Origin of the sequence: Bradyrhizobium quebecense (assembly GCF_013373795.3) — a bacterium.
GTDB classification, from domain to species: domain Bacteria; phylum Pseudomonadota; class Alphaproteobacteria; order Rhizobiales; family Xanthobacteraceae; genus Bradyrhizobium; species Bradyrhizobium quebecense.
On record NZ_CP088022.1, the window covers coordinates 5,161,625 to 5,184,625 of the forward strand.

Below are 23,001 nucleotides of genomic sequence, written 5' to 3' on the forward strand. Positions count from 1 at the left end.
CATGAGATCATATGCTCACGCCATGAGCAATAGATCACGGTTCCGCGCGCGGAATGCCGCGCCTCAAATGGTCGCGGTGCACCGCCAACCATGCTGTGCGACAAGGCGAAATGCCGCATGACACACCTCTGATCGCGACCGTCGTCGCGGGCCTCGGACTCGCCTTCGTCTTCGGAACCATCGCGCAGCGCTTTCGGGTTCCGCCACTGGTCGGTTATCTCATCGCGGGCGTCGCCGTAGGTCCATTCACGCCCGGCTTCGTCGCCGATCAGGCGCTGGCAACCGAACTCGCGGAGCTCGGTATCATCCTCCTGATGTTCGGCGTCGGCCTGCATTTCTCGCTGAACGATCTGCTGTCGGTGCGAGCGATCGCGGTGCCCGGTGCGATTGCGCAGATTGCGGTCGCCACGCTGTTGGGCCTCGGCCTCGCGCTGGTGATGGGCTGGACCGTCGGCGCCGGCCTGGTGTTCGGGCTCGCATTGTCGGTCGCAAGTACCGTCGTACTGTTGCGCGCGCTGCAGGAGCGCCGCCTGATGGACACCGAACGCGGCAAGATCGCGGTCGGCTGGCTGATTGTCGAGGACCTCGCCATGGTGCTCGCGCTGGTGCTGTTCCCGGCCGTGGCGAGCTTCCAGGGCGGGGATGGCGCGGCACTCACCTCCGATCCGCTCGCCGCCCGCTTCGGCCTCGGGCTGACCGGCGTGCTGGCGCTGACGCTGATCAAGATCGCCGTGTTCATCGCGCTGATGCTGGTGGTCGGACGGCGGCTGATCCCGTGGGCCCTGCACTACATCGCGCATACCGGCTCGCGCGAGCTGTTCCGGCTGGCCGTGCTCGCGATCGCGCTCTGCATCGCGTTCGGCGCGACCAAGCTGTTCGGGGTGTCGCTCGCGCTCGGCGCCTTCTTCGCCGGGATGATGCTGCGGGAATCGCCGCTGAGCCAGCGCGCCGCCCAGGAAACCCTGCCGCTGCGCGACGCATTCGCGGTGCTGTTCTTCGTCTCGGTCGGGATGCTGTTCGATCCGCTCAGCGTGGTGCGCGAACCCTGGCCGTTCGTCGCGACGCTGTTCGTCATCGTGGTCGGCAAGTCGCTTGCTGCGCTGCTGATCGTGGTGCTGTTCCGTCACCCGATGGCGACCGCCCTGATGATCTCGGCGAGCCTCGCCCAGATCGGCGAATTCTCCTTCATCCTGGCGGAGCTCGGCGTTGCGCTCAATCTGCTGCCGAAGGCCGGCCGCGACCTGATCCTGGCCGGCGCGATCTTCTCGATCATGCTCAACCCGCTGGTGTTCGCGGTCGTCGACTGGCTGACCGCGCGGCTCGAGAAACCGCAGGCCGCCTCGCCGACCGCCGCAACCTCCGAAACGATCCCGGTCACCGACTTGCAGGATCACACCATCCTGGTCGGCTACGGCCGGGTCGGCAGCATCGTCGGCGATGCCCTGCATCAGCGCAACGCGCCGTTCCTCGCGGTCGAGGCGTCCGACGACATGGTCGCAAACCTCAAGCAGCGCGGCATCGAAGCCCTGATGGGCAACGCCGCGCGCGCCAGCGTGCTGCGCGCGACCAATCCGGCCGGCGCGCGATCGCTGGTCATCGCCATTCCCGAAGCATTCGAGGCCGGGCAGATCGTCGAGCAGGCGCGCGCCGCCAATGCCGATATCCGGATCATCGCGCGCGCCCATTCCGACGCCGAGGTCGATCATCTGAAAGGGCTCGGAGCCGACATCGTGATCATGGGCGAGCGCGAGATCGCCCGCGGCATGATCGAGGAGCTCGATCGCAGACACTCTGGTGCGGTCACGCAAAATGGTGCGAGCGCAAGGGAAGATTCCGCAGCCTGAGGTAACGGCGTCGACTGCGCGACGAAAGGAGATCAGACATGGCGTTCAAGAGCCCGCACGTTTCATTGGTGTCGTTCTCGATCGAGATCGGCGCCGATGCCACGACCAATGTGATGCAGATTGAGACCGATCTACATCTGAACACCCGTCATCCGAGCTATGACGCCGCGGCGATCGAGCGTTTGGTACGCGACGCGCAGTCCTATCTTGCCGGCAATGCCGACCAGATCACGCAATTCCGGCTGGTCTCCAACCGCAGCGGCCAGACCTGACGAAATCAACCGCCGAGGAATGCCGGCGCCAGATCTTCCTGCACGATGATGTTGGCGGCTTCCGTCGTCAGCTCGCTGCCGACAAGGTCGAGATTTTTCGCGGCCTCGAACAGCATCGCGCGGACGTCGTCCGGCGTCAGCACGCCCTTTGCGATCAGCTTGCGCACCAGCGCCTGCAAAATCAGCACGTCGATCTCGCCATGGGCCAGCGGCGTCGGCTTGTCCGTCATGATCGTCTCCCGGGACTGAGGTTCGCCGCAAGCGAGGCGGCTAAGGCATGATCCGGAAAAGTGCGAAGCGGTTTTCCGACAAGATCATGCTCAAACAAAGAGCTAATGCGCGATGACGATTCAACCTAATCTCATCGCGCTTTAGCGCGGCGATGACGCGATATCCTTGTGCAACTCTTCGAACGCACGGCGCAAGCCATGCAGCTGGTCGACCAGATGGAGGATGACGTCGATCCCTTCATCGTTGACGCCGAAATCACCTTTCAGATCCCGGATCAGGTGCGCGCGCGCCACGTCGGTGTCGGAAAAGCTGATCTCGTGCGTGGTCTCGTCCGGAACGAGCCATTGCTGCTCGATCCAGAACTCCAGGGTCTGCACCTCCAGACCCGCATCGATCAGGAACTGCTGCTTGTTCATGATGCACCATCATCGCGTGGATTGAATCCCTTGCGATCCCAGTTCGACACGAACGCCTCGAGCGCGGGATCGGGCCCCTTGGGCAGGACCACCTTGAGCTTGACGAACTCATCGCCATGACCACCGCCGACCTTGGGCGCGCCCTTGCCGCGCAACCGCAGCGTCGTGCCGGTGTTCGAGCCTTTCGGAACCGTCATCGTGACCGCGCCGGTCGGCGTCGGAACGTTGACCCTTCCGCCGCGGACAGCCTCTGACAGCGAGATCGGCAGTTCCAGCGAGATGTCGTCGCCCTCGCGGGTAAAACGCGGATCGGGCCTGATCTCCACTTCGATCAGCGCGTCGCCAGGGCCGCCCTTGCCGCTGCCGGGCATGCCCTTGCCGCGCAGACGAATGACCTGGCCGTCGATCAGTCCCGGCGGGATCGTCACATCGAGCGTGCCGCCATCGGGAAGCGTCAGGCGCTTGCTCGCGCCGGCGATCGATTCGGCGAAATCGATCACGAGGCTGTAGTGCAGGTCGCGGCCGCGCCGATTCGCCCGCGCCTGCTCTGTGCGCCGCAGCAGCTCGGCGAACGCGTCGTCCTGGTCCATATAGTCGGCATAGCCCGAACTATCGGCATAGGGATGCCCCCCATCCGCGGTGGCGAAATCCCGATAGTAGCGATGCTGTGGCCGCTCGGTGCCATCAGCGTCGATCTCGCCGGCATCAAAGCGCTTGCGCTTGTCGGCATCTGAGAGCAGATCGTTCGCTGCAGCGACTTCCTTGAACTTTTCTTCGGCCGCCTTGTCACCCGGATTGAGATCCGGATGCAGCTTCTTCGCCAGCTTTCGATAGGCCTTCTGGATATCGGCCGAGGACGCCGTCGGGGCAACGCCTAGAACCTCGTACGGATTTCTCACAACCTGCTCCGCAACACCGTGAGTGCACCTGCAATCATGAGGGCGCAAAAGCAGGCGATTTGCAAGTGCGCCCGCGCGCCGCCCGGCAATGGGCGGCGCAGCACGCGCTCAGATCGCGGGCGCTACGAGGTATGTCCGGGATCGAGATAGTTCGGCATGTTCTTTTTCTGCTGCGGCGTCATCCTGGCGGGATCCGGCTTGCCCGGCACGCCCCGCGGACCGAGCAGGGCTCGCTGCATATCGTCCTCGCTCAGGCGCGGCTTGCCGTCGTCAAGCTGTCCGCTGCCACCGTGACTCTGTGCCATGACCGACCTCCAGTGATGATCGCTTGCGCGCGGGTGGAAGAGAGTGCGCGCTCTGCCGGAACGATCCGGCGGAGCGCGGCTGTACCTTAGCGTTGCTCCTGCCGCTTCTCCTCTGCGGGGTGACCTGCGGCAGGCGCAGCATGCGGCGGCGCCTGAACGTGCGGCGCCGCCTGAACGTGCGGCTCCGGCCGTGGCGCCGGCTGCGGATGCGCCTCAGGGCGCGCCATGGTCTCCGGCCGCGCTTCCGGCCTTTCCGCAGGCTCCGGTCGTGGTTCGGGCCGTGCTGCCTGCTCCGGCCGCGCGACGGGCTTCGCGGCAGGCTCGGGCCGCGGCTCCTCCTTGCGCACCTCTTCAGGCCGCCTCTCCGGTGCGGCAGGACGCGCCGCTTCCGTTGCAGGCCGCGGTTCAACCTTCGGCTCGGCGGCGGGCGCCGCGCGCTTTTCCTCGACCGCAGGCCTGCTCACCTCGGCGGGCGGATGCGCCGCAATCCCCTTCTCGGGGACCGGAAGCGCATGGGATTCGGCAGGCGCCGGTGCAGCGGGATGCGGCTCAACCTTCGTCTCGGGAGCAGGAGTTGCACGCTTCTCCTCGGCCCCAGGCTTCTTCACCTCGGCGGACGGATGCGCCGCCGGGAGCTCCTTGCCCGGGACCGGGAGCGCATGGGAGTCGGCCGGTGCGGACGCTGGCCCTGGCCGCGCCGGCTCCGCGGCTGCCGGCCGTGTAGCGTTAGCAGGCACCGCCTCGCCGGCCGGCCGCGCGCGGACCACGCCCGGTCCCTTCAACTCGCCGGGCCGCGCCGTTGCGGCGACCGTGGGCACGCCGTTGTTGGCCCGCTTGAACAGGCTTGGATCCTGGCTTGCGGTCTCGACCTGCTTGCGTTGCAACGGCGTCGCCGCGAAATGCTGCTCCTTGGCGACCGCACGTTCGGCGGGAGTCGGTCGCACCTCGATGCCGCCGCGGCCGCCATTGTAGCTGACGTTGTTGACGGTGGTCTGGTTGATCGTGACGTTCTTCTCGTAGACGTTGGTGATCCGCGCGCCCTGAAGATTGTTCACGGTACGATTGTAGAAGAAGTTGCCGTGATCCCAACGGCCGCCTTCATAGCCTGAACCGCCGTAGCCGAAGCCGTAATTGATGCCGCCGTAGAAGCCGACGCGATCACCCCAATAGCCCTGATGGAAAATGAAGCCGCCGCCGAACGCGCCCCAGTAACCGGGGGTCCACAGCAGCCCGACCCGTGGCGGCTGCACCCAGGTGCCCGGCACCCAGTAGTAATCGCCGCGATCCTCGTCCCACGACCAATTGCCCGGCGACCACATGTAACCGGGGCCCGGCACCGGCGGCTGATCGTAGGTCGGCAACGGCGGCGGCGCGGTATCGACGGCAGAGACCGGCGCGCATGCCGCATCCTGCGCGATTGCCGGCACGGCGGTCGCAGTGAACAGCGCCGTGGCAATCGCAGCGCACGACGCGGTCGAAAGAAGACGAGTGATCATTGGGGGAGCCTCTTCGATGAGCACATTCAACGTGAGAACCGGAACAAAAGTTCCGTGCATCAGCAACGCACCGACACACTTTCATCGCTAGCGCCTTGACCTTACATCAACCTGAAACAGCGCCAAACGCATCACACGGCTATTCATCGACGGTTCAGAGTGTGCAGTGACTCATGATCGCGCGATTCAGTGGAACAGCGCGCGAGGCACGTCTGCATCATCCGTGCATTCCGCGAGGTGCGAGATGACAGTTACTGAAATCGCGAACATGACTTCCGCTCGCGCACGATTGCAACCATCCGGGTTCGTCGCGCCGCTCACTCCGCAAGCATCACGATCAGCCGAGCCGCCATCGGCGTGATGCCGGACCCCGATTTGTCGGTGCGTCCGTAGCAGTGCCTCCGGATCAGTGCCAGAAGCGAACACCGGCAGTCGCAACACCTCAAAAGCGGTATGCCGCTGCCACGCTCCGCGATTGACACTCCCCTGAAACGACCACACGATACGAGCTACGGCAGCGTCAGGCCCGCGGTTCTCCGCCCGGCACGATTGGACGCCTGTCGCATGATGGATGTCATCGTTCCGCCATCTGTCGCCGGCGGCAATGCATGGCATAATGGATCTCGACGAGCCTGTGCTGCCTTGAGGTGCCACGATGAACATTGAAAAATATACCGATCGCGTCCGCGGCTTCATTCAGTCGGCACAATCGCTCGCGACGCGCGAAGGACACCAGCAATTCTCGACGCTCCACATCCTGAAGGTGCTGCTCGACGACAGTGAAGGCCTCGCAGCCGGCCTGATCGACCGGGCCGGCGGCAACTCGCGCGCGATCCTCAAGGCGACCGAAGACGCGCTGGCGAAGGTGCCGAAGGTCAGCGGCGCCGGCTCCGGACAGATTTACCTCGCGCCCGAGACCGCGCGCGCCTTCGCCGCGGCGGAACAGGCCGCCGACAAGGCCGGCGACAGCTTTGTCTCGGTCGAACGCCTGCTGCAGGCGCTGGCAGCCGACAAGGACAGCGAGGCCGGCAAGCTGCTCGCCAAGGGCGGCGTCAGTCCGCAGAACCTGAACGCGGCGATCAATGCGCTGCGCAAGGGCCGCACCGCCGACAGCGCGTCGGCCGAGAATGCCTATGACGCGCTGAAGAAATACGCTCGCGATCTCACCCAGGCCGCGCGCGACGGCAAGCTCGATCCGGTGATCGGCCGCGACGAGGAGATCCGGCGCACGATTCAAGTTCTGTCACGGCGCACCAAGAACAATCCCGTCCTGATCGGCGAGCCCGGTGTCGGCAAGACCGCGATTGTCGAGGGCCTTGCGTTGCGCATCGTCAATGGCGACGTGCCGGAGAGCCTGCAAGACAAGGCGCTGCTCGCGCTCGATCTCGGCGCCCTGATTGCCGGCGCAAAGTATCGCGGCGAGTTCGAGGAACGGCTCAAGGCGGTGCTGCAGGAGGTGACGTCGGCGGAAGGCGGCATCATCCTGTTCATCGACGAGATGCACACGCTGATCGGCGCCGGCAAGGGCGACGGCGCGATGGACGCATCGAACCTTCTGAAACCCGCGCTCGCCCGCGGTGAGCTGCACTGCATTGGCGCCACCACGCTCGACGAATACCGCAAGCATGTCGAGAAGGACGCGGCGCTGGCCCGCCGGTTCCAGCCGGTGTTCGTCTCGGAACCGACGGTCGAGGACACCATCTCGATCCTGCGCGGCCTCAAGGACAAGTACGAGCAGCATCACGGCGTGCGCATCGCGGATTCGGCGCTGGTCGCCGCCGCCACGCTGTCGAACCGCTACATTACCGACCGTTTCCTGCCCGACAAGGCCATCGACCTGATGGACGAGGCGGCGGCGCGGCTGAAGATGCAGGTCGATTCCAAGCCCGAAGAACTGGACTCGCTCGACCGCGAGATCATCCGCCTCAAGATCGAGCAGGAGGCACTGAAGAAGGAGACCGATCTCGGCTCCAGGAGCCGCCTGCAAACCCTCGAGAAGGATCTCGTGGATCTGGAGAAGAAGTCCGCGGACATGACGTCGAAATGGCGGTCGGAGAAGAGCAAGCTCTCCGACGCGCAGAAGATGAAGGGCGAGCTCGAGCAGTTGCGCACCGAGCTTGCCAACGCGCAGCGCAAGGGCGAATTCCAGAAGGCGGGCGAGCTGGCCTACGGCCGCATTCCGGAGCTCGAGAAAAAACTCGCTGCCGTCGAGGCCAGCGAGACCTCCTCCGCCAGCGAGACCGTGACCGCCGACAACATCGCGCAGGTCGTGTCGCGCTGGACCGGCGTGCCGGTCGACAAGATGCTCGAAGGCGAGAAGGACAAGCTGCTGCGCATGGAGGAGATGATCGGCAAGCGCGTCGTCGGCCAGGCCGAGGCCGTGCGTGCGGTGTCGACCGCGGTGCGCCGCGCCCGCGCCGGCCTGCAGGATCCGAACCGGCCGATCGGCTCGTTCATGTTCTTGGGCCCCACCGGCGTCGGCAAGACCGAACTCGCAAAAGCGCTTGCCGAATATCTGTTCGACGACGAGACCGCGATGGTCCGGCTCGACATGTCCGAATACATGGAGAAGCACTCGGTCTCGCGGCTGATCGGCGCGCCGCCCGGCTACGTCGGCTATGACGAGGGCGGCGCGCTGACCGAAGCGGTGCGCCGCCGACCCTACCAGGTGGTGCTGTTCGACGAGATCGAGAAAGCGCATCCCGATGTCTTCAACGTGCTGCTGCAGGTGCTCGACGACGGCCGTCTCACCGACGGCCAGGGCCGCACCGTTGATTTCCGCAACACGCTGATCATCATGACCTCGAATATCGGCGCCGAGTACCTCGTCAACCAGCCGGAGGGCCAGAGCACGAGTGCGGTGCGCGAGCAGGTGATGAACATGGTGCGGGCGCACTTCCGCCCCGAATTCCTCAACCGCATCGACGAGATCATCCTGTTCCACCGGCTGCAGAAGAGCGACATGGGCCGCATCGTCGAGATTCAATTCTCGCGCCTGCGCAAGCTGCTCGAGGATCGCAAGATCGATCTCGAACTCGACCCGAAGGCGCGCGACTGGCTCGCGGAGAAGGGCTGGGATCCGGCCTATGGCGCCCGTCCGCTGAAACGGGTGATCCAGCGCAGCGTGCAGGACCCGCTCGCGGAGATGATCCTCGCCGGCGACGTGCGCGACGGCTCGCAGGTGAAGCTCTCCGCCACCAAGACCGGCCTCACCTTCAACGGCAAGAAGCCCGAGAACGCTGCCGCGGACGAATTCGAACCGGTGTGAGAAAAGCCCGGATCGCCGACGACGCGCCGTCATCGCCGCGTCGTCTGCGACGCATCATATGCAAGCTGAATATACAAGCCGACCTGCAACCAGGGAGAGCGCCATGACGCAGCAGAACATCAAGGACAACATGGAGATCATCGGCGCCGACGGCGTGCATGTCGGCACCGTCGATCACGTCGAAGGCAACCGCATCAAGCTCAAGAAGAGCGAAAGCGACGGCTTCCACAAGGGCCATCACCACTATATCGAGCTCGGCTTCGTTGCCGGTGTCGAAGGCTCCAAGGTGCGGCTCTCCGCCAACGCCGCCATTGCGGTGACCCTCGAGGAGGAGAAGTCCGGAAAGCCGGTTGGTCCGTCCGCGGAAGCCTAGCAATCCGGGCTCTTGTAAAGGCTCCGATGGCATGCTCCTCTCCCCTGTCTGGACGTCGATCCGGCGTCCAGTCCAGACCTTTTTCGCGTGAAAGTGCCGTTAGTTAAGGAGAGATGCGTGCCATCAGCCGTTCCGCAACCGGTCGCTGCGAAGCTGACGCGCGCGGCCATCTTCCTTGCGGTCACGATCAAGCCCAATCCGGAATATGATACGGTGGTGCGGTCGCTGTGTGCCGATCTGGCTGCGCTGGTGCGCGCGGTCGGCTTCCGCGATCTCGAGGGCCGGCTGTCCTGCGTCATGGGCATCGGCTCGGATGCGTGGGACCGGCTGTTCGGTGCGCCGAAGCCGCAAGGTCTGCATCCGTTCCGCGAGATCAACGGCGTCCACCACGCCGTCGCCACACCGGGCGACCTACTGTTTCACATCCGCGCCGTGCCGATGGACCTGTGCTTCGAGCTCGCGACACAGATCATGTCACGGCTCGGCGAGGCGGTCGCCATCTCGGACGAGGTGCACGGCTTCAAATATTTCGACGAGCGCGACCTGCTCGGCTTCGTCGACGGCACGGAGAATCCGGAGGACCAGGCGGCGACTGAAGCCACGATCATCGGCGACGAGGATGCTGCCTTCGCCGGCGGCAGCTATGTGATCGTACAAAAATACCTGCACGATCTGAAGAAGTGGAACGAGCTGCCGGTCGAGATGCAGGAGAAGATCATCGGCCGCACCAAACTGTCCGACATCGAGCTCGACGATGCCATGAAGCCGAGCTACGCGCACAACGCCCTGACGACGATCGTCGAGAACGGCGAGGAGCTCGATATCGTCCGCGACAACATGCCGTTCGGCAACATCAGCAAGGGCGAGTTCGGCACCTATTTCATCGGTTATGCCAAGTCCCCGCACCGGATCGAGCAGATGCTGGAGAACATGTTCGTCGGCAAGCCGCCGGGCAATTACGACCGCCTGCTCGACTTCAGCCGCGCCGTGACCGGCACATTGTTCTTCATCCCGTCGGCGACCTTCCTGGAGGAAGTCACCAGCGAGGCGCCAGCGGCCGCGCCCGCCGAGCCGTCGCTGGATGACGCCGGGGCTGACGAGGCACCTGCACCAAGAATACCGCCGTCCGACGGATCGCTCGGGATCGGCTCACTCAAAGGAGAGGCTGGACATGAATAATCTTCATCGGGGACTAGCCCCCATCTCGGACGCGGCATGGGCCCAGATCGAAGAGGAAGCCTCGCGGACGTTGAAGCGCCATCTGGCGGCGCGCCGTGTCGTCGACGTCGATGGCCCGAAGGGCACGGACTTCTCCGCGGTCGGCACCGGCCATCTCAAGAAAATTGCGACGCCCGGCGACGGCGTCGAGGCGACGCAGCGTGACGTGCGCGCGCTGGTCGAGCTGCGCGTGCCGTTCGAGCTCTCGCGGCAGGCGATCGACGACGTCGAACGCGGCTCCAATGATTCCGACTGGGATCCGCTCAAGGAGGCCGCGCGAAAGATCGCCTTCGCCGAGGACCGCGCGGTGTTCGATGGCTACACGGCCGCCGGCATTCAGGGCATCCGTCAGGGCACCAGCAACCCGGTGCTGAAGCTGCCGTCGAGCATCAAGAATTACCCCGCCGTGGTCGCGCAGGCCGTCAGCCAGTTGCGGCTCGCCGGCGTCAACGATCCCTATACGCTCCTGCTCGGCACCGAGCCCTACACCGCGATCGGCGGTGCGACCGACGACGGCTATCCCGTGCTGCAGCACATCCAGCGCCTGATCGACGGCAAGATCATCTGGGCGCCTGCGATCGAGGGCGGCGTCCTGCTCACCACCCGCGGCGGCGATTTCCAGCTCTCGATCGGCCAGGACCTTTCGATCGGCTATCTCAGCCACTCGGCGACCTCGGTCCAGCTGTATTTCCAGGAGACCATCACCTTCCTGATGCTGACCAGCGAAGCGTCGGTGGTGCTTGCGCCGGAGGCGAAGAAACCCGCCTAGACCCGCCGGCGTTGACTCTTCCAGGAAGCCTCCGGCCAATCTGTGCCGGAGCTTCCGTTGGACTTCAACGGAGAGGAGGCGCGCAATGGACTACGATCTCTACATCAACCCGAAGAAGCCGTCGGTCGGCATTTATGTCCACAAGGGTGCGGGTCTCCCCGATCTGGCGGATGCCAAAGACTGGGTGTTCGACGGCACCTCGGCGCAAGCCAACCTGCCGCCGCAGCTCGTGAAGGAGATCGAGGCCAACGGCCACGCCTTTCGCAACATGGACTGAGCCTGAGCTCAGCGGTTACTTCTCGCCTATCTTCACCGGGGCAGTCTCGGGCATCAGGCTCATCGCCACGATACCGACCGCCGCCGCGAGCAGCAGATACCAGGACGGCGCCAGTGGATCTCCCGTCACATGAAGCAGCCACGTGACCACGAGTTGCGCGGTGCCGCCGAAGGTCGCGATCGCGACCGCGTAGATCGTGGCGAACACGCCGCCGCGAATATTCTGCGGCAGCGCTTCGGTGAAGGCCGCATAGAACGCCGTGAACGGCAGCGATCCGATGAATGACAGGATGCCGAAGCCGAACAGCAGCGACCACGCGCCGGGGTCCCGGACGATCCACAGGAAGGCCGGATAGGTCAGCACCAGCACGACCAGTTGCGGCCAGATCATGATCGGCTTGCGTCCGAGCCGGTCGGCAAGCCAGCCGCCCAGTACCGCGCCGATGATCTGGAGTCCGTTGCTCACCAGCGAGACGGTGAATGCCAAAGAGGGCGACACATGCAGCGTATTCTTGGCATAGGTCGTCATGTACTGCGTCACGTAGGTCGAGATCGTGCCGCTGGCCAGGATCATCACGGCCAGCATGATCACCCGAAGGTGCCGGCGCGCCAGCATGACATGGTTCGAGCGCTCGACGCTTGCGACAGCGCGGTCGCCGTGAGGCACCGTTTCCGGCAATGTCCGGCGCATCCATATGCCGAACGGCAGGCACACCGCCCCGAGCAGGAACGCGACGCGCCATCCATACGCCTGGAGCATGTCGGGCGCCATCGTGCTGCTCAGGATGACGCCGACCAGGGCGCCGACGGTCGCTGCGACCTCCTGGCTGGCGGGCTGCCATGCCACCACCAGGCCGCGATTCCTGGGCGCCGCGATCTCGATGAGATAGGCCGTGGTCGGTCCGACTTCGCCGCCGAGCGCGAACCCTTGCACCATCCGCGCCAGGATCACGATGATCGGCGCCACGACGCCGATCGCGGCATAGGACGGCGTCAGCGCGATGGTCAGGATCGCGCCACCCATCAGCGCAAAGCTCAGCAGCATCGCCGGCCGCCGGCCGACCCGGTCGGAGAAGATGCCGAGCACGATGCCGCCGATCGGCCGCGTCAGGAAGCCGGCACCGAAGGTCGCAAGCGACAGCATGAGGCTGCCGTATTCGCTATGCGCGGGGAAGAAGGTGCGGCCGATCTCGGTCGCAAAGAAGCTGTAGGTGATGAAGTCGTAGAACTCCAGCATGTTGCCGATGGTCGCGGCAAAGGCGGCGCGCTTGACATCGAACTGTTCCCTGCTCGCAATGTCCGGCAACGCTCTCGATTCCCTAGGCTGTCCGGAGCGAGTATCAATCCTCGGGCCATGCAAGGCAAGGCATGGCGTTCCGCGCGATCCTGACAGAGGCCGCGCGTGGGCCGCATGGGTTCATCGAGCCGGAGGAATGATCGCGCGGAGGATGTCCCTGTTCCAGCGTTGCTGGGCGCCGTCGAATGCCGCGAAATCGTGATCGAATTGCCAATAGGCCCACGCCCAGCCGAAGCTTTCAGCGCGCCTCGCCACGAACGACAGGTACTTCGCCCGGCTCTCCGCCGGCGCACGCTCGTAGACGCCGAACTCGCCGAGATAGATCGGGCGCTGCTCCCTCTCCGACCAGGACCTGACCTTGTCGAAATCGGCGGCGGCCTTGGCTTCGTCCTCCGCGGAGCCCCAGCTCAACGGGCCGATCTTCGAGAAGGTCGCCGACCACGGCGCGCCTTGATGGGTGAATTGCAGCGGCAAATAATAGTGGAACGTGACGATCAGGTTCCTGTCACCGGCCGGCAGCGTCAGCTGCTCGACCGGCAGTTCCTCGGTGTTCAGGACGGCGACAACGACATCGCGCGTCGGATTCGTGCCCCTGACAATGGCCAGGCATTCGCCGAGCAGCGCGTTCCACTCGGCCGACGTCATATTCCCACCGGGCTCGTTCAGGATCTCGAACACCAGCGCCGGGTATTTGCCCGCGTAGCGCGACGTGATCTGGCGCCAGAACGCCTTGAGCTTCGCCGTGCATTCCGGCACGTCGCGTTGGCAGAGATCGGTGTCGTGCTCATCGAGGATCGGGATCAGCTTGCTCGCCAGCACCTGCTCGATCACGGCATCGAGGCGCCGCAGGACGGCGTCATCCAGGATGTTGCCGGAATCCATGTGCTTGAAGCCGAAGAAGTTGATCCGGACGTGTGAAAAGCCCGCCTTGCGGATGGCGGTGAGGTTTTCCAGGCGAAAGGGCGCGTTCGGGTAACCTTGCCAGATGCCGTCATAGCCAAGAATATTGATGCCGCGCCCCAACGCCGCGACGTCCGCAGATGCCCCCTGCCCAGCCGCACGCGCGGGCGAGATCAGCACGGCAGAAAGCGCCGCCGCCAGCAGCACGCTTAAGGCTCTTTGCGGAACAAATCGAAACGCGGTCATGACGGCTCCAGCTCGCGCAGCTGCAGGCGCGACGACGGCAACGAGCGGCAAGCGGCGAAGAAAAAGGCGATCAGCAGCACCGATGTGAACATCGTCGAACGCAGGAAGACCGTTTCGGTAAAATTGGTCTGGCAGTTGAGGAAGACGAACCCGACGATCAGCGCGCAATGCAGACGGTCGATCGCCCGCTCCGCGATCAGGCAGAGCATCTTGTAGGAAAACAGAAGGACGCTCGCCATGAACAGCAAATAGCCCAGGAATCCGGTTTCGACGAGAATGGCGATGTAGCCGTTGTGGTAATTGTCGAGCACCCAGCCGTGGTTCTGGTTGAAATAGTCGTAGATCTCCGGTCTGGTCCAGAAGCCGTTGATGCCAAATCCGAACAGCGGCGCATCATCGAAATGGCTGATGGCGTAATGCCAGATGAAGGTTCTTTCGGTAAAATTGATCGTCGTGTCGAACACGTGGATCGAGTCGTATCCGGTCGTGTAGAAGTACAGCATCAGCAACGCGGCCGCGACGCACATGGCACATGGCAGCACCGCGTAGACCCGCATGCAGCTGACCGACCACAAGGAGGTCAGCAACAGCGCACAGGCGACCAGCGACAAGGCGCCGGCGCCGCGCGACTCCGAAAAGACGACGCAGGTCGAGGCCAGTGCGAACGTCACGAGGAACGGCAGCCATCCCTGTCCGGTTATCTTTCGATAACAGGCAAAGAACATGAGATAGGCACCGGCGAAGCCCAGGGTCTGCTTCGACTCGAAGACGCCCTGCCATTGCCCATTGTGCATCCAGGTCTGGTCCACGCCGATGTCCGGGAGTGCGACCGCACAAAACGCTGAGCCGGCGATCAGGACAAGGAGGCCGCGGGTGGTCGCCTTCACGATGTCGGCGATGTCGACGCGGCTGACCATGCAGAACGCGCCCAGCGTCGTGATCGCGAGCGCCCCGGCCTTCATCAGCGCCGCCGCGTCCAGATTGGTCCAGAACACCGAGAGCGTGGCGAACGCATAGAATGCGACGATCACAAGCGTATCGAGATTGAACGCCAGCCGTAGGGAGGGACGGATGAACAGGCTCGCATAGATCAGCACGCCCCACATCAGCAGGGCGACGGCCTGCTGAACCAGCGTTACCTCGGTCGGAAGCAGCGCGGGGTGGAACGTCCCCATCGACATGATCACGTTGACGGTGATCGACCAATTGACGAGGGTTCGCGCGAAATTTTCCGCATCAACGCCCGGCGCCTGCCAGACCGAGCTATCGACTGCTCGACCGTCCATATCAGTTGTACTCCGCTCATTGAAGAGCTCGCCGCTCCGGTGGATCGGAGCGGCACATTGCACTCGGTACGGATTCAGTCCCTGGTCGCCGAAGACCGGGTCCGGTTGAACAGCAGATAGAGAGCGTGCGGATTGGTCGTCAGATAGCGCCAGAACAGCCGGCGCGGCTCGAGCCAAAGACGCCAGGCCCATTCGAGCCCGACGATCTGCATCCATCTCGGCGCGCGCGGCCGCGATCCGGACAGGAAGTTGAACAATCCGCCCGACGTCTTGATGACGCCGACATTGCCAAGCCGCGACATGAATTCGTCGACGAAGGCCTGCTCGTAGGGCACGCCAAGCGCGACCCAGAGAAAGTCCGGTGCAAGAGCGTTGATCTCATCCACCTTGGCCCGAAGCGCGTCGCCGCGCAGATAACCGTGCGAATGGCCGACGATCTTGAGAGCCGGGTAGGCCCGGCGGACATTGGCGATTGCCGCCTTGTTCTCGGCCTCGTTCGCGCCAAACAGGTAGAAGGTCAGCCCGAGTTCTTCCGCCTTGCGCGCGACGTTGTGGAACAAATCCGTGGTCGCAACACGCTCGGGAAGCGGGTTCGGCGACCGCAGCTTCGACACCATGACCAGCGGCTGCCCGTCGGCATTGATCAGGTCGGCGGCACGGAACAGCCGGTCGGTCATCGGCTCGGTGGAGCAGCGCGACAACACCTCGCCATTGGCTGATGTCAGATACAGCGGCCGATTGATACGCCGGTTCGGATACACCGCCTCGACCATGAAGTCCGCGGTCTGCTCGCGATCGAGCACGGCGAGCCGCAGCCCGCCGATCGTCGCCCGGGCAACCCTGGCGGTCGCAGCCCTGCCGACAGGATTGGTGCGCCGCTCCAGCATGCCGTTCGGCATCGTTGATTCGGCTAGCACATCCGTCGAGGAAGCCAGCTGCCCGGCGCTCGAAGTGTTGCAAATCCGGACAGCTGGAGCAGCCATATCCGAATCGAGACGCCGCGGCCGCTCGCGATCGGCCTGCCGGGGCGAGATTGCGTCGGAAACGCGGGCTTTTTGGCTGTTAGTCAACATTTCAGCAGGGGCTCCAGTGCTTACGTGCACCTAACTGCAATATCCGGTCCAGACGGATGCGATATCACGCGGCAGCGCGACGTGTGAGACGGACCGTAAGGGATTGTTAACGATGCCGGCGCTGGGCGGAGCGACAGCATCACACAGGATTCCGCAAGGCCGGCGATGTTTGAGCAGCAACACTGCGCAAAGGTCAAGGGACTACATTAATACAAATCGTAATCTCCCGGTGCCCGAGATCATCAGCCTTTGCTATAAGCAGATCACGGCGGCTCGACCGGCGCTTTGAAAACCCGTTTGTTTGGTTTCACATGAATAAGAATGATGACGCGTTCGATGTTTGCATCGACGACGCATTCGACTTCCTGTCTGAAGAATACGCGACATTGTTCGAAGGCTCGGACGCGACCGCCTTCCAGCATCCGCTATGGCTCGACAGCCTCTATCGCAGGCTCGCTCCCGCCGCGGCAGCGAAGCCGCTGGTCGTCGTCGTCCGTCATCGCACCAACAAGGCGCTGGCGGCCGTGCTGCCGCTGCTCCGCGTGCGGCGCGGCCCGATGCGCACGATCGAATTCGCGGACCTTCGCGTGTCCGACTATTTGTCGCCGGTCTGCGCCGCCAAGACATTCGCCGACCTGCTGCTGGACCGCCAGGCCTGCGAGAAGCTTCGCAAACTGGTCCGGCCATTCGACCTGCTGCGCATTCCCAAGCTGCTCGACGCAAGGATGCCGATCGAGAATCTGCTCGGGGCGCCTCACCGCAGTCTGATGGATACCAATGCCTATGCGACGGTCCTGTCCGCGCCGTTCGAGCAATGGGAGCTCAACGCACTGGGAAAATCCTATCAAAAGGAACTGGCAAAGAAATGGCGCCAGATCCACAAGAAGGGCACGCTCACCTTCGCATGCTGCAACGACAGCGCTTCCGTCGGCGAAGCCATGGACGTGATGAGGAAGTTTCGCGGCCCGCGTTTCCAGGCACACGGCGACGGTGACCTGCTGCAGCGTCCGGAATATTTCGATTTCTACTCGAGCGTGGCGCTTCGCGGCATGGGCTCGTTTACCCGGCTCTATGCCATGAAGATGGATGGCAAGGTCATCGCCACCGCCCTTGGGCTGGCGCACCGCGGCAGCCTGCTCGTCGTCATGACGGCTTTCGACATCGAGGGATACAAGAGCCAGTCGATCGGCGCGCTGACGTTCGAGAGTGTCGCCAAAGACTGCATCGAGCGCGGAGACCGGGTGCTGGATTTCACCATCGGTGACGAACCCTACAAGATGCAGTTCGGAGGCCAGCCCACGCCGATGTCGAGCGTGACACAGGCCGGCAGCGCGGCCGGATCGCTTGCACTGTTTGCGCTGAAGCAGGCGCCCTGGATCAAGCAGGCCGCCAAGCGGGTGACCGACCTCAGGCCGGTCCGCACCTCGACCGGCACGCGGTAAGGCCGCTTGGGAAAAGCCTTACTGCTGCCTAAGGCGCGATGAGATTAGGTTGAATCGTCATCGCGCATTAGCTCTTTGTTTGAGCATGATCTTTTCGGAAAACCGCTTCGCACTTTTCCGGATCATGCTCTAGCGGAGCGCGCTGCGAACGCGCATGACCCATCCCGGATGAATCCGGTCCACCTGATGCGTAATCACGCGACGCAGGAAGTGCAGCTTCCGCTGCATGGTCCAGCGTACATCGGTGTTCGAGGTCAAGGCCTGGCGGAAGTGCGCCAGTTGCAGTGAATGCCGGTCGGCGGCGAGCTTGTCGCGATCGGAATAGAACTGCGCAATCTTCTCCGTGCCCATGCCGTCGGTCTCGAGCCACCGCGGCACATATTCGGTGCAGAGACGCTCGACATCCACCAGCAGGCGGCTCACGCCGGTACCGGCCGCAGGACAGTTGGTCTGGTAGGCATCGCCGATCAGCACGACGCCCGGCTGCAGATGGCCCTCGGTCACCGACAAGTCCATGACCCAGTTGTGCACCTGGCCGACGATCTGGAAATCGCCAAGGTAGCGCTCCAGTCCCGGCATCAGACGGAGCAGCGTCCGCCTGGTGTCGCGGCGCAGCTCGCGCATGATCGGATCGGTCGGATCGCGGAACATGAACAGGTTCGCGCGCATGCCGCCCGACATCGGGAACAGGCTGAGATAGTCGACGCCGTCAGCCGCCTCCTTGCCATAGCAGGTCAGCGCGTCGAAGCCGAATGGCGCGTTATCCGGCCGCGCGATCGTGAAGCCGAACGTCACCGAATGGCGCGCGGCGATCATCTGCCGGCGCATTCCGAGATGGTAGCCAAGCGCGCCCGCCATGCCGGTCGCCAGAACGACTAGGCGCGAGACGACGCGTTTTCCGGACGCCAGCGTCAATTGCTGACGATCCTCGCCGCAGCTGACATTGTTCACCTGGTCGAGCAGGAAGCTGGATGTATCAGGCGTCAGGCCGCGGGCCATGTCGACGAGGTTGGCATAGGAAACCCCGTAGGACCGGCCGACGCCGATATCGACCAGTCTGCCGTCCCTGATGTTGAGCACCCGGTCATAGGACGAGGCGACGGCCTCGACATCGTCGATGAAGCCCAGGCGGCGGAAGATATCGATCTGCCGTCCGGCGATCTTTTCGACGCGGAATTCATCCGGCGGGATCGAACGCTTGTCGATCAGGACGACCCGATACCCGGCACGCGTGAGGACGGCCCGCGCGAGCGAGCCCGCCAAACCGGCGCCAACAATGGCGACGTCCGCTTCGATCGTTTCAGCCTCGCAGGTTGCGATCGGCTGGGTCATGCTTTCCTCGGCAATCATCTTTGTCCGCTCCGACGGCTAATTGACTACAGAACTGCAATTTCCTTGCCTGCCCTGCCGCCGCGCAGAACGGACACGACGAGTTCCATTATTGAGGTTAACGACAACGTCCCCGCCGCGATCGGCCCCGTCCCGGCACATGGCTTGCAGCAATAACGATCATGAAACTGACGTTTTGGGCGCTCCACGGCAGGCTGGCGGGGCAATGGCCAGGCCATGGAGCTTCGACGGATGCCGTTGGCGCGCTAACGCGGTTTCAACCAGCGCGGTCCACGCTGTCGCACCGGGTGCCGGAGGAAAATCCAATCTGCGCCGTTTGGACACAGCGAGGACGGCAGCGTTCCAGAATGGAGCAGCGCGACATATTGGCCGTAGCGCCTCAAGCCCGGTTGAAAGGAACGGAATTTTAGCAAGAGAACATTAACACTCCAGACCTCACCGGTTGTTAAGGTCAGCAGCCTGACAGGATATTGAGACGTCGCTTGTGATTGCCTCCGTTCTTCAAATGCTACGGCGTGATGTCACGCGCGGCGTTGCCGGGACCATCCTGCTCAAGGTTGGCAGCGGCGGGCTCGCGTTCGCCCTGTTCTCGCTGGCGGCGCGGACGATGACGCCTGACGCGTTCGGAGACTTCGCAACCTTGCTCTCCGTCGCCCAGATCGCCGCGGTCGTGGGCCTGGTCGGCCAGGAGCTGCTGCTGGTTCGCTTCCTCAATGAGTACGAGGTGCGCGGCCAGGCCGAGTTGACCAAGGGCGTGCTGCTGTCGAGCCTGAAGTACTCGGCGATCGGGATGCTGATCTCGATCGCCGCGATCGCCGCGGTGGCAAGCATTCGCGGCGAATGGTGGCTCTTGATCCTCTCGGTCTCGGCGTTCACCGCCGTCAATGCCGGGCTGATGCTCGGCAGCCAGATCGCACGATCGCTGGTCAGCATCCTGATGGGCGAAGGCAATCGCGAATTCTTCTGGCGAGTTGCCATTGTCCTGGTCCTGATCGCGGCGCTGATCGGCCACCGCCAGCTCACCCCCGCCGAACTGTTCGCCGCGATGACGGTCGCGATGGCGTTGGGGCTGGTCGTGCAGATCGTGTCGATCGTGCGCGTGCTGCCGAACCTGCGCGCGGTCACGGCGCGCTTCGAGACGTCGCGCTGGAACCGCAGTGCGTTCCGCTTCTGGCTCGCCTCGATTCTCGAAGCGGCGAACCAGTATTTCGACGTCATCCTGGTCTACTGGATGCTGGATCCGGCCACTGCGGGCGTCTATTTCGCCGCCTCGCGTCTAGCCAACATCTTCGCGATGCTTTCCGCCGCGCTCTACACGTTCGGCGCGCGCCGGCTGCCGTCGCTGTATTTCAGCAAGAATCGCCGCGAGCTCGAACATACGCTGAAGCTGATGGCCGAGGTGACCGCGCTCTGCGTGCTCAGCGGGCTCGTCATCGTCTGGGTCGGCGCTCCCTACCTGCTCGGCCTGTTCGGACCGCATTTCGCTGCGCAGCAGTGGGTGTTGATCGTGCTCGCGATCGGAACGGCCTTCCAGGCGGCAGGCGGGCCGTCCGCCGCGGTCCTGCAGCTGACGGGGCATGAGCGCGATTATGTTCCGGTTGTCGCCGCCAACGTGGCGTTGCGGCTGATCGGATTTGTCGTGCTGATCCCCTGGCTCGGCGTGCTCGGGGCGGCGATCTCGGCGACGGTTTCCCTGGTGCTCGCCACCGTCGCGCTCAATGTGCTGTGCCGCCGGCGGACCGGCGTCGACCCGTCAATCCTGGTGTTGTCGCATCTCGCGTCGTCGAAGGCCGGCGCTTACGCAGTCCGCGTTGCGGATAGCAAGGACTAGTGCGTTTTCAAGCGAAGTGGACGCCGGTTCGCGTGAAGAAAACCCATCAAACAAGAATTTAGACCTTCAGCTTGCCAATCCCACGGCTTCGCGCTGAGGGTTGCTGACCGCGGCATTGGCCGCCACGCGATTGACGACCAGCGCGATCGGGACCGAGCCGAACCTGGACAGATCGGTCCGCGCCTTGCCGATCGCAGCCGGGTTGGCAGCGCCCTCGCGAACCACCAGGATCACCAGGTCGGCTTGGGCGGCCAGCGCGACCGCGGCCGGCTGCATCGCAAGCGACGATGCGTCGACGATGATCAGGCCGAAATCGGCGCGAATGTCGTCCTGCGGATAGGGCGGCGCCTTGCTGCTGGCGCCCAGCAGTTCGACGACCGACGGCAGATCGGCCTTGATGATCCCCGAGCCTTGCGGCGGCGCGGCTTCGGTGCGCCTGGTTTCTATCTCGATCAGGACGCTGAGCATCCCGTTCTTGACGGCGGACCGGTTGAGCGACCGTGCGACGGTGCTGCCGCCCGCACCGGTCTCGACCGACAGCAGCAGCGCCACCTTGCCGTGCTCACCCGGAAGCTGCTCGATGTTCTCGATCAGCAACTGAAGATGCGGACTGAGATCGGGCTCGGCCGTCGTCGAAATCGGGGTCTGCCAGACGCTCCTGACGGCATCTGACGACACCATGTTGGGAATGCGGGCCAGCACCGGCAATCCCGGCGGCAGCGCAGATTGCGGCGCGGCCGGGGTCGGGGTCGATGCGGGCGCTTCGGCACGGCGCAGCGGCGGAATGCTCTTGATCGGGAGCTGCTTCAGATTCAGTCCGGGAACGGCGACGATCGCCGTCGACGTCAGCAGCGAGACGATCGCGAGCGCGACGAGCAGCAGAGAAAGCGGCGGAAGCGTCGAACGCACCGGCGGCGTCGCGGGCGATGCCACCTTGGTCTGCGAGTTCTGAAGACCGCGCTGCTCGTCGGTCGTCCTGTAGCGCGACAGAAACTGTTCGTAGATATTCTTGTTGGCATCGGCATCGCGCTGCAGTTCCTGCAATTTGACGAGCGCTTGACCATCGACAAGGATCTGGTGCTCGGCCGCCTTCAGCTGGTCTTCGAGCGCCTTCTGCTGATCGCGCTGCGCCTCGTATTCCGACTTCGCGGTGTCGATGTTCTTCTTGCGCTCGATCTCGATCTGCCGGTTGAGATCGCTCAACTGGCTGAGCGCCATCACGAGGTCGGGATGACGATCGCCGAGCACCCCACGCTTCTGGGCAATCTGGTCGTTGAGCGCGGAGCGCTGGGCGCGCAGCGCGCTCAGCAGGTCCTGCTTGACCGGCCCGTCGACATTGGCCTTCAGGTCGCGTTGCAGCTGCTCATAGCGCGACTTGGCCTCCTCGGCACGGGCGCGCGCCGCGGCAACCTGCTGCGTCAGGTCGGTGACGCGCAATTGCTGCGTGGTGGATTCCTTGCCGGCGTTGACGATCCGGTGCTCGAGCTTGAACTTGGCAACGGCATCTTCCGATGACCGCAGCCGGTCGTTCAAGGTCTTGAGCCGGCTCTTCAGCCAGTCGGCGGCCTCGTCGGTTGCCACGCTGCGGGTCCCGCGCTGGCTGGCGACGAACGCCTCGGCCACCGCATTGGCGTAGTGCGCGGCGCGCTGCGGGCTGTTGGACGTGAACTTGATGGCGATAACATAGGTTAGTCCGCGCCTTGAGATATCGAGCCGGTTGCGAAACCGGTCGAGCAGGCGCGTGGCATCGGTCCTGCCGCCGGCGATGTCGCTGTCCTCGGCGACCTTGAGCTGATCGATCAGCGGCCCGAGAAATCCATCGGATTTGGCGATTTCGACGTAGCTCTGCAGCGCTGCGGCATCTTGACCGATCCCGGGCAGGACGTCCTGATCGGCGGTGACGCGCTGCTCGCGCGGGTCGACGACGACGAGCGCCGTGGCGGCGTAACGCGCCGGGATCAACATCAACAAGATGATACCGACCGCGAAGATGACCGCGGCAAGCATCAGGATGCGTTGACCCTTCTCGCGAAAAAAGGCCACCACACCCGGAATGCTAAGCACGCCCTTGGTGGTTTCCGCGGGGGATTGGCCAGCCGGCACGCCGGCAGTTTCCCACGACGCTGCGGGTTCCGTGACTTCGGAACGTCTCGGGCCTATCCGGCTACCGAACTTCATGGGCTCTGACTCGACTTCAACTGACAGTACT

At 64.1% G+C, this 23,001-nt stretch carries 20 protein-coding genes; 9 read left to right on the top strand and 11 right to left on the bottom strand.

The window, feature by feature from the left end:
- Positions 1–110 precede the first annotated feature (110 nt).
- Both ybaL and HU230_RS24900 read left to right on the top strand, forming a co-directional pair.
- Positions 111–1,844 (top strand): YbaL family putative K(+) efflux transporter, encoded by a 1,734-nt coding sequence (gene ybaL / locus HU230_RS24895; protein ID WP_176529428.1) that lies wholly within the window; start codon positions 111–113, stop codon positions 1,842–1,844.
- A 38-nt stretch (positions 1,845–1,882) separates the two neighbouring features.
- Entirely contained in the window at positions 1,883–2,116 is a 234-nt protein-coding gene (locus HU230_RS24900; RefSeq protein WP_176529427.1) for a hypothetical protein, read from the top strand.
- Between the two features lie 5 nt (positions 2,117–2,121).
- On the opposite strand, the gene HU230_RS24905 is transcribed toward HU230_RS24900, so the two are convergent.
- The 5 genes from HU230_RS24905 to HU230_RS24925 form a co-directional block, all read right to left on the bottom strand.
- Positions 2,122–2,346, bottom strand: coding sequence for a hypothetical protein (locus HU230_RS24905; protein ID WP_021081495.1), 225 nt, complete (start codon positions 2,344–2,346; stop codon positions 2,122–2,124).
- A 141-nt stretch (positions 2,347–2,487) separates the two neighbouring features.
- Positions 2,488–2,763: a chaperone modulator CbpM gene (locus HU230_RS24910; protein ID WP_176529426.1), complete on the bottom strand. Its 276-nt coding sequence runs from the start codon at positions 2,761–2,763 to the stop codon at positions 2,488–2,490.
- The gene (locus HU230_RS24915; RefSeq protein WP_176529425.1) at positions 2,760–3,662 is read right to left on the bottom strand and encodes a DnaJ C-terminal domain-containing protein; all 903 of its coding nucleotides are present in this window, start codon (positions 3,660–3,662) and stop codon (positions 2,760–2,762) included. Before HU230_RS24915 ends, HU230_RS24910 begins: the two co-directional genes overlap by 4 nt.
- 122 nt (positions 3,663–3,784) lie before the next feature.
- Positions 3,785–3,967 (bottom strand): hypothetical protein, encoded by a 183-nt coding sequence (locus HU230_RS24920; protein WP_092116659.1) that lies wholly within the window; start codon positions 3,965–3,967, stop codon positions 3,785–3,787.
- Between the two features lie 86 nt (positions 3,968–4,053).
- Entirely contained in the window at positions 4,054–5,463 is a 1,410-nt protein-coding gene (locus HU230_RS24925; protein WP_176529424.1) for a YXWGXW repeat-containing protein, read from the bottom strand.
- A 655-nt stretch (positions 5,464–6,118) separates the two neighbouring features.
- On the opposite strand from HU230_RS24925, the gene clpB reads away from it, so the two are divergent.
- The 5 genes from clpB (at position 6,119) to HU230_RS24950 (ending at position 11,368) form a co-directional block, all read left to right on the top strand.
- Positions 6,119–8,731: an ATP-dependent chaperone ClpB gene (gene clpB, locus HU230_RS24930; protein ID WP_176529423.1), complete on the top strand. Its 2,613-nt coding sequence runs from the start codon at positions 6,119–6,121 to the stop codon at positions 8,729–8,731.
- Positions 8,732–8,834: 103 nt separating this feature from the next.
- Positions 8,835–9,104, top strand: a complete 270-nt coding sequence (locus HU230_RS24935; RefSeq protein ID WP_176529422.1) for a DUF2171 domain-containing protein — start codon at positions 8,835–8,837, stop codon at positions 9,102–9,104.
- 117 nt (positions 9,105–9,221) lie between these two features.
- Complete coding sequence (locus HU230_RS24940; protein WP_176529421.1) at positions 9,222–10,283, top strand: Dyp-type peroxidase; 1,062 nt, start codon at positions 9,222–9,224, stop codon at positions 10,281–10,283.
- On the top strand, positions 10,276–11,091 hold the full coding sequence (locus HU230_RS24945; RefSeq protein WP_176529420.1) for a family 1 encapsulin nanocompartment shell protein: 816 nt from the start codon (positions 10,276–10,278) through the stop codon (positions 11,089–11,091). The genes HU230_RS24940 and HU230_RS24945 overlap by 8 nt, the downstream gene beginning before the upstream one ends.
- 85 nt (positions 11,092–11,176) lie before the next feature.
- Entirely contained in the window at positions 11,177–11,368 is a 192-nt protein-coding gene (locus HU230_RS24950) for a hypothetical protein (protein ID WP_176529419.1), read from the top strand.
- Positions 11,369–11,383: 15 nt separating this feature from the next.
- Here HU230_RS24950 and HU230_RS24955 read toward each other — a convergent pair whose 3' ends face one another.
- The 4 genes from HU230_RS24955 to HU230_RS24970 form a co-directional block, all read right to left on the bottom strand.
- Positions 11,384–12,604: an MFS transporter gene (locus HU230_RS24955; protein ID WP_234633891.1), complete on the bottom strand. Its 1,221-nt coding sequence runs from the start codon at positions 12,602–12,604 to the stop codon at positions 11,384–11,386.
- A 180-nt stretch (positions 12,605–12,784) separates the two neighbouring features.
- Positions 12,785–13,810, bottom strand: coding sequence for a glycoside hydrolase family 5 protein (locus HU230_RS24960; protein WP_176529417.1), 1,026 nt, complete (start codon positions 13,808–13,810; stop codon positions 12,785–12,787).
- Positions 13,807–15,096: an O-antigen ligase family protein gene (locus tag HU230_RS24965; RefSeq protein ID WP_176534881.1), complete on the bottom strand. Its 1,290-nt coding sequence runs from the start codon at positions 15,094–15,096 to the stop codon at positions 13,807–13,809. The genes HU230_RS24960 and HU230_RS24965 overlap by 4 nt, the downstream gene beginning before the upstream one ends.
- Positions 15,097–15,170: 74 nt before the next feature.
- Positions 15,171–15,983: a WecB/TagA/CpsF family glycosyltransferase gene (locus HU230_RS24970; RefSeq protein ID WP_176534880.1), complete on the bottom strand. Its 813-nt coding sequence runs from the start codon at positions 15,981–15,983 to the stop codon at positions 15,171–15,173.
- A gap of 497 nt (positions 15,984–16,480) precedes the next feature.
- Between HU230_RS24970 and HU230_RS24975 the strand changes: the two genes are divergently transcribed.
- Positions 16,481–17,611, top strand: a complete 1,131-nt coding sequence (locus HU230_RS24975; protein WP_176529416.1) for a GNAT family N-acetyltransferase — start codon at positions 16,481–16,483, stop codon at positions 17,609–17,611.
- A 129-nt stretch (positions 17,612–17,740) separates the two neighbouring features.
- Here the strand turns inward: HU230_RS24975 and HU230_RS24980 are convergent, their stop codons facing one another.
- Positions 17,741–18,961 (bottom strand): FAD-dependent monooxygenase, encoded by a 1,221-nt coding sequence (locus HU230_RS24980; RefSeq protein ID WP_176529415.1) that lies wholly within the window; start codon positions 18,959–18,961, stop codon positions 17,741–17,743.
- Positions 18,962–19,466: 505 nt separating this feature from the next.
- Here HU230_RS24980 and HU230_RS24985 point away from each other — a divergent pair.
- Positions 19,467–20,792 (top strand): lipopolysaccharide biosynthesis protein, encoded by a 1,326-nt coding sequence (locus HU230_RS24985; RefSeq protein WP_210284181.1) that lies wholly within the window; start codon positions 19,467–19,469, stop codon positions 20,790–20,792.
- 66 nt (positions 20,793–20,858) lie between these two features.
- Here the strand turns inward: HU230_RS24985 and HU230_RS24990 are convergent, their stop codons facing one another.
- Positions 20,859–22,970 (bottom strand): GumC family protein, encoded by a 2,112-nt coding sequence (locus tag HU230_RS24990; protein ID WP_176529413.1) that lies wholly within the window; start codon positions 22,968–22,970, stop codon positions 20,859–20,861.
- Between the last annotated feature and the right edge of the window lie 31 nt (positions 22,971–23,001).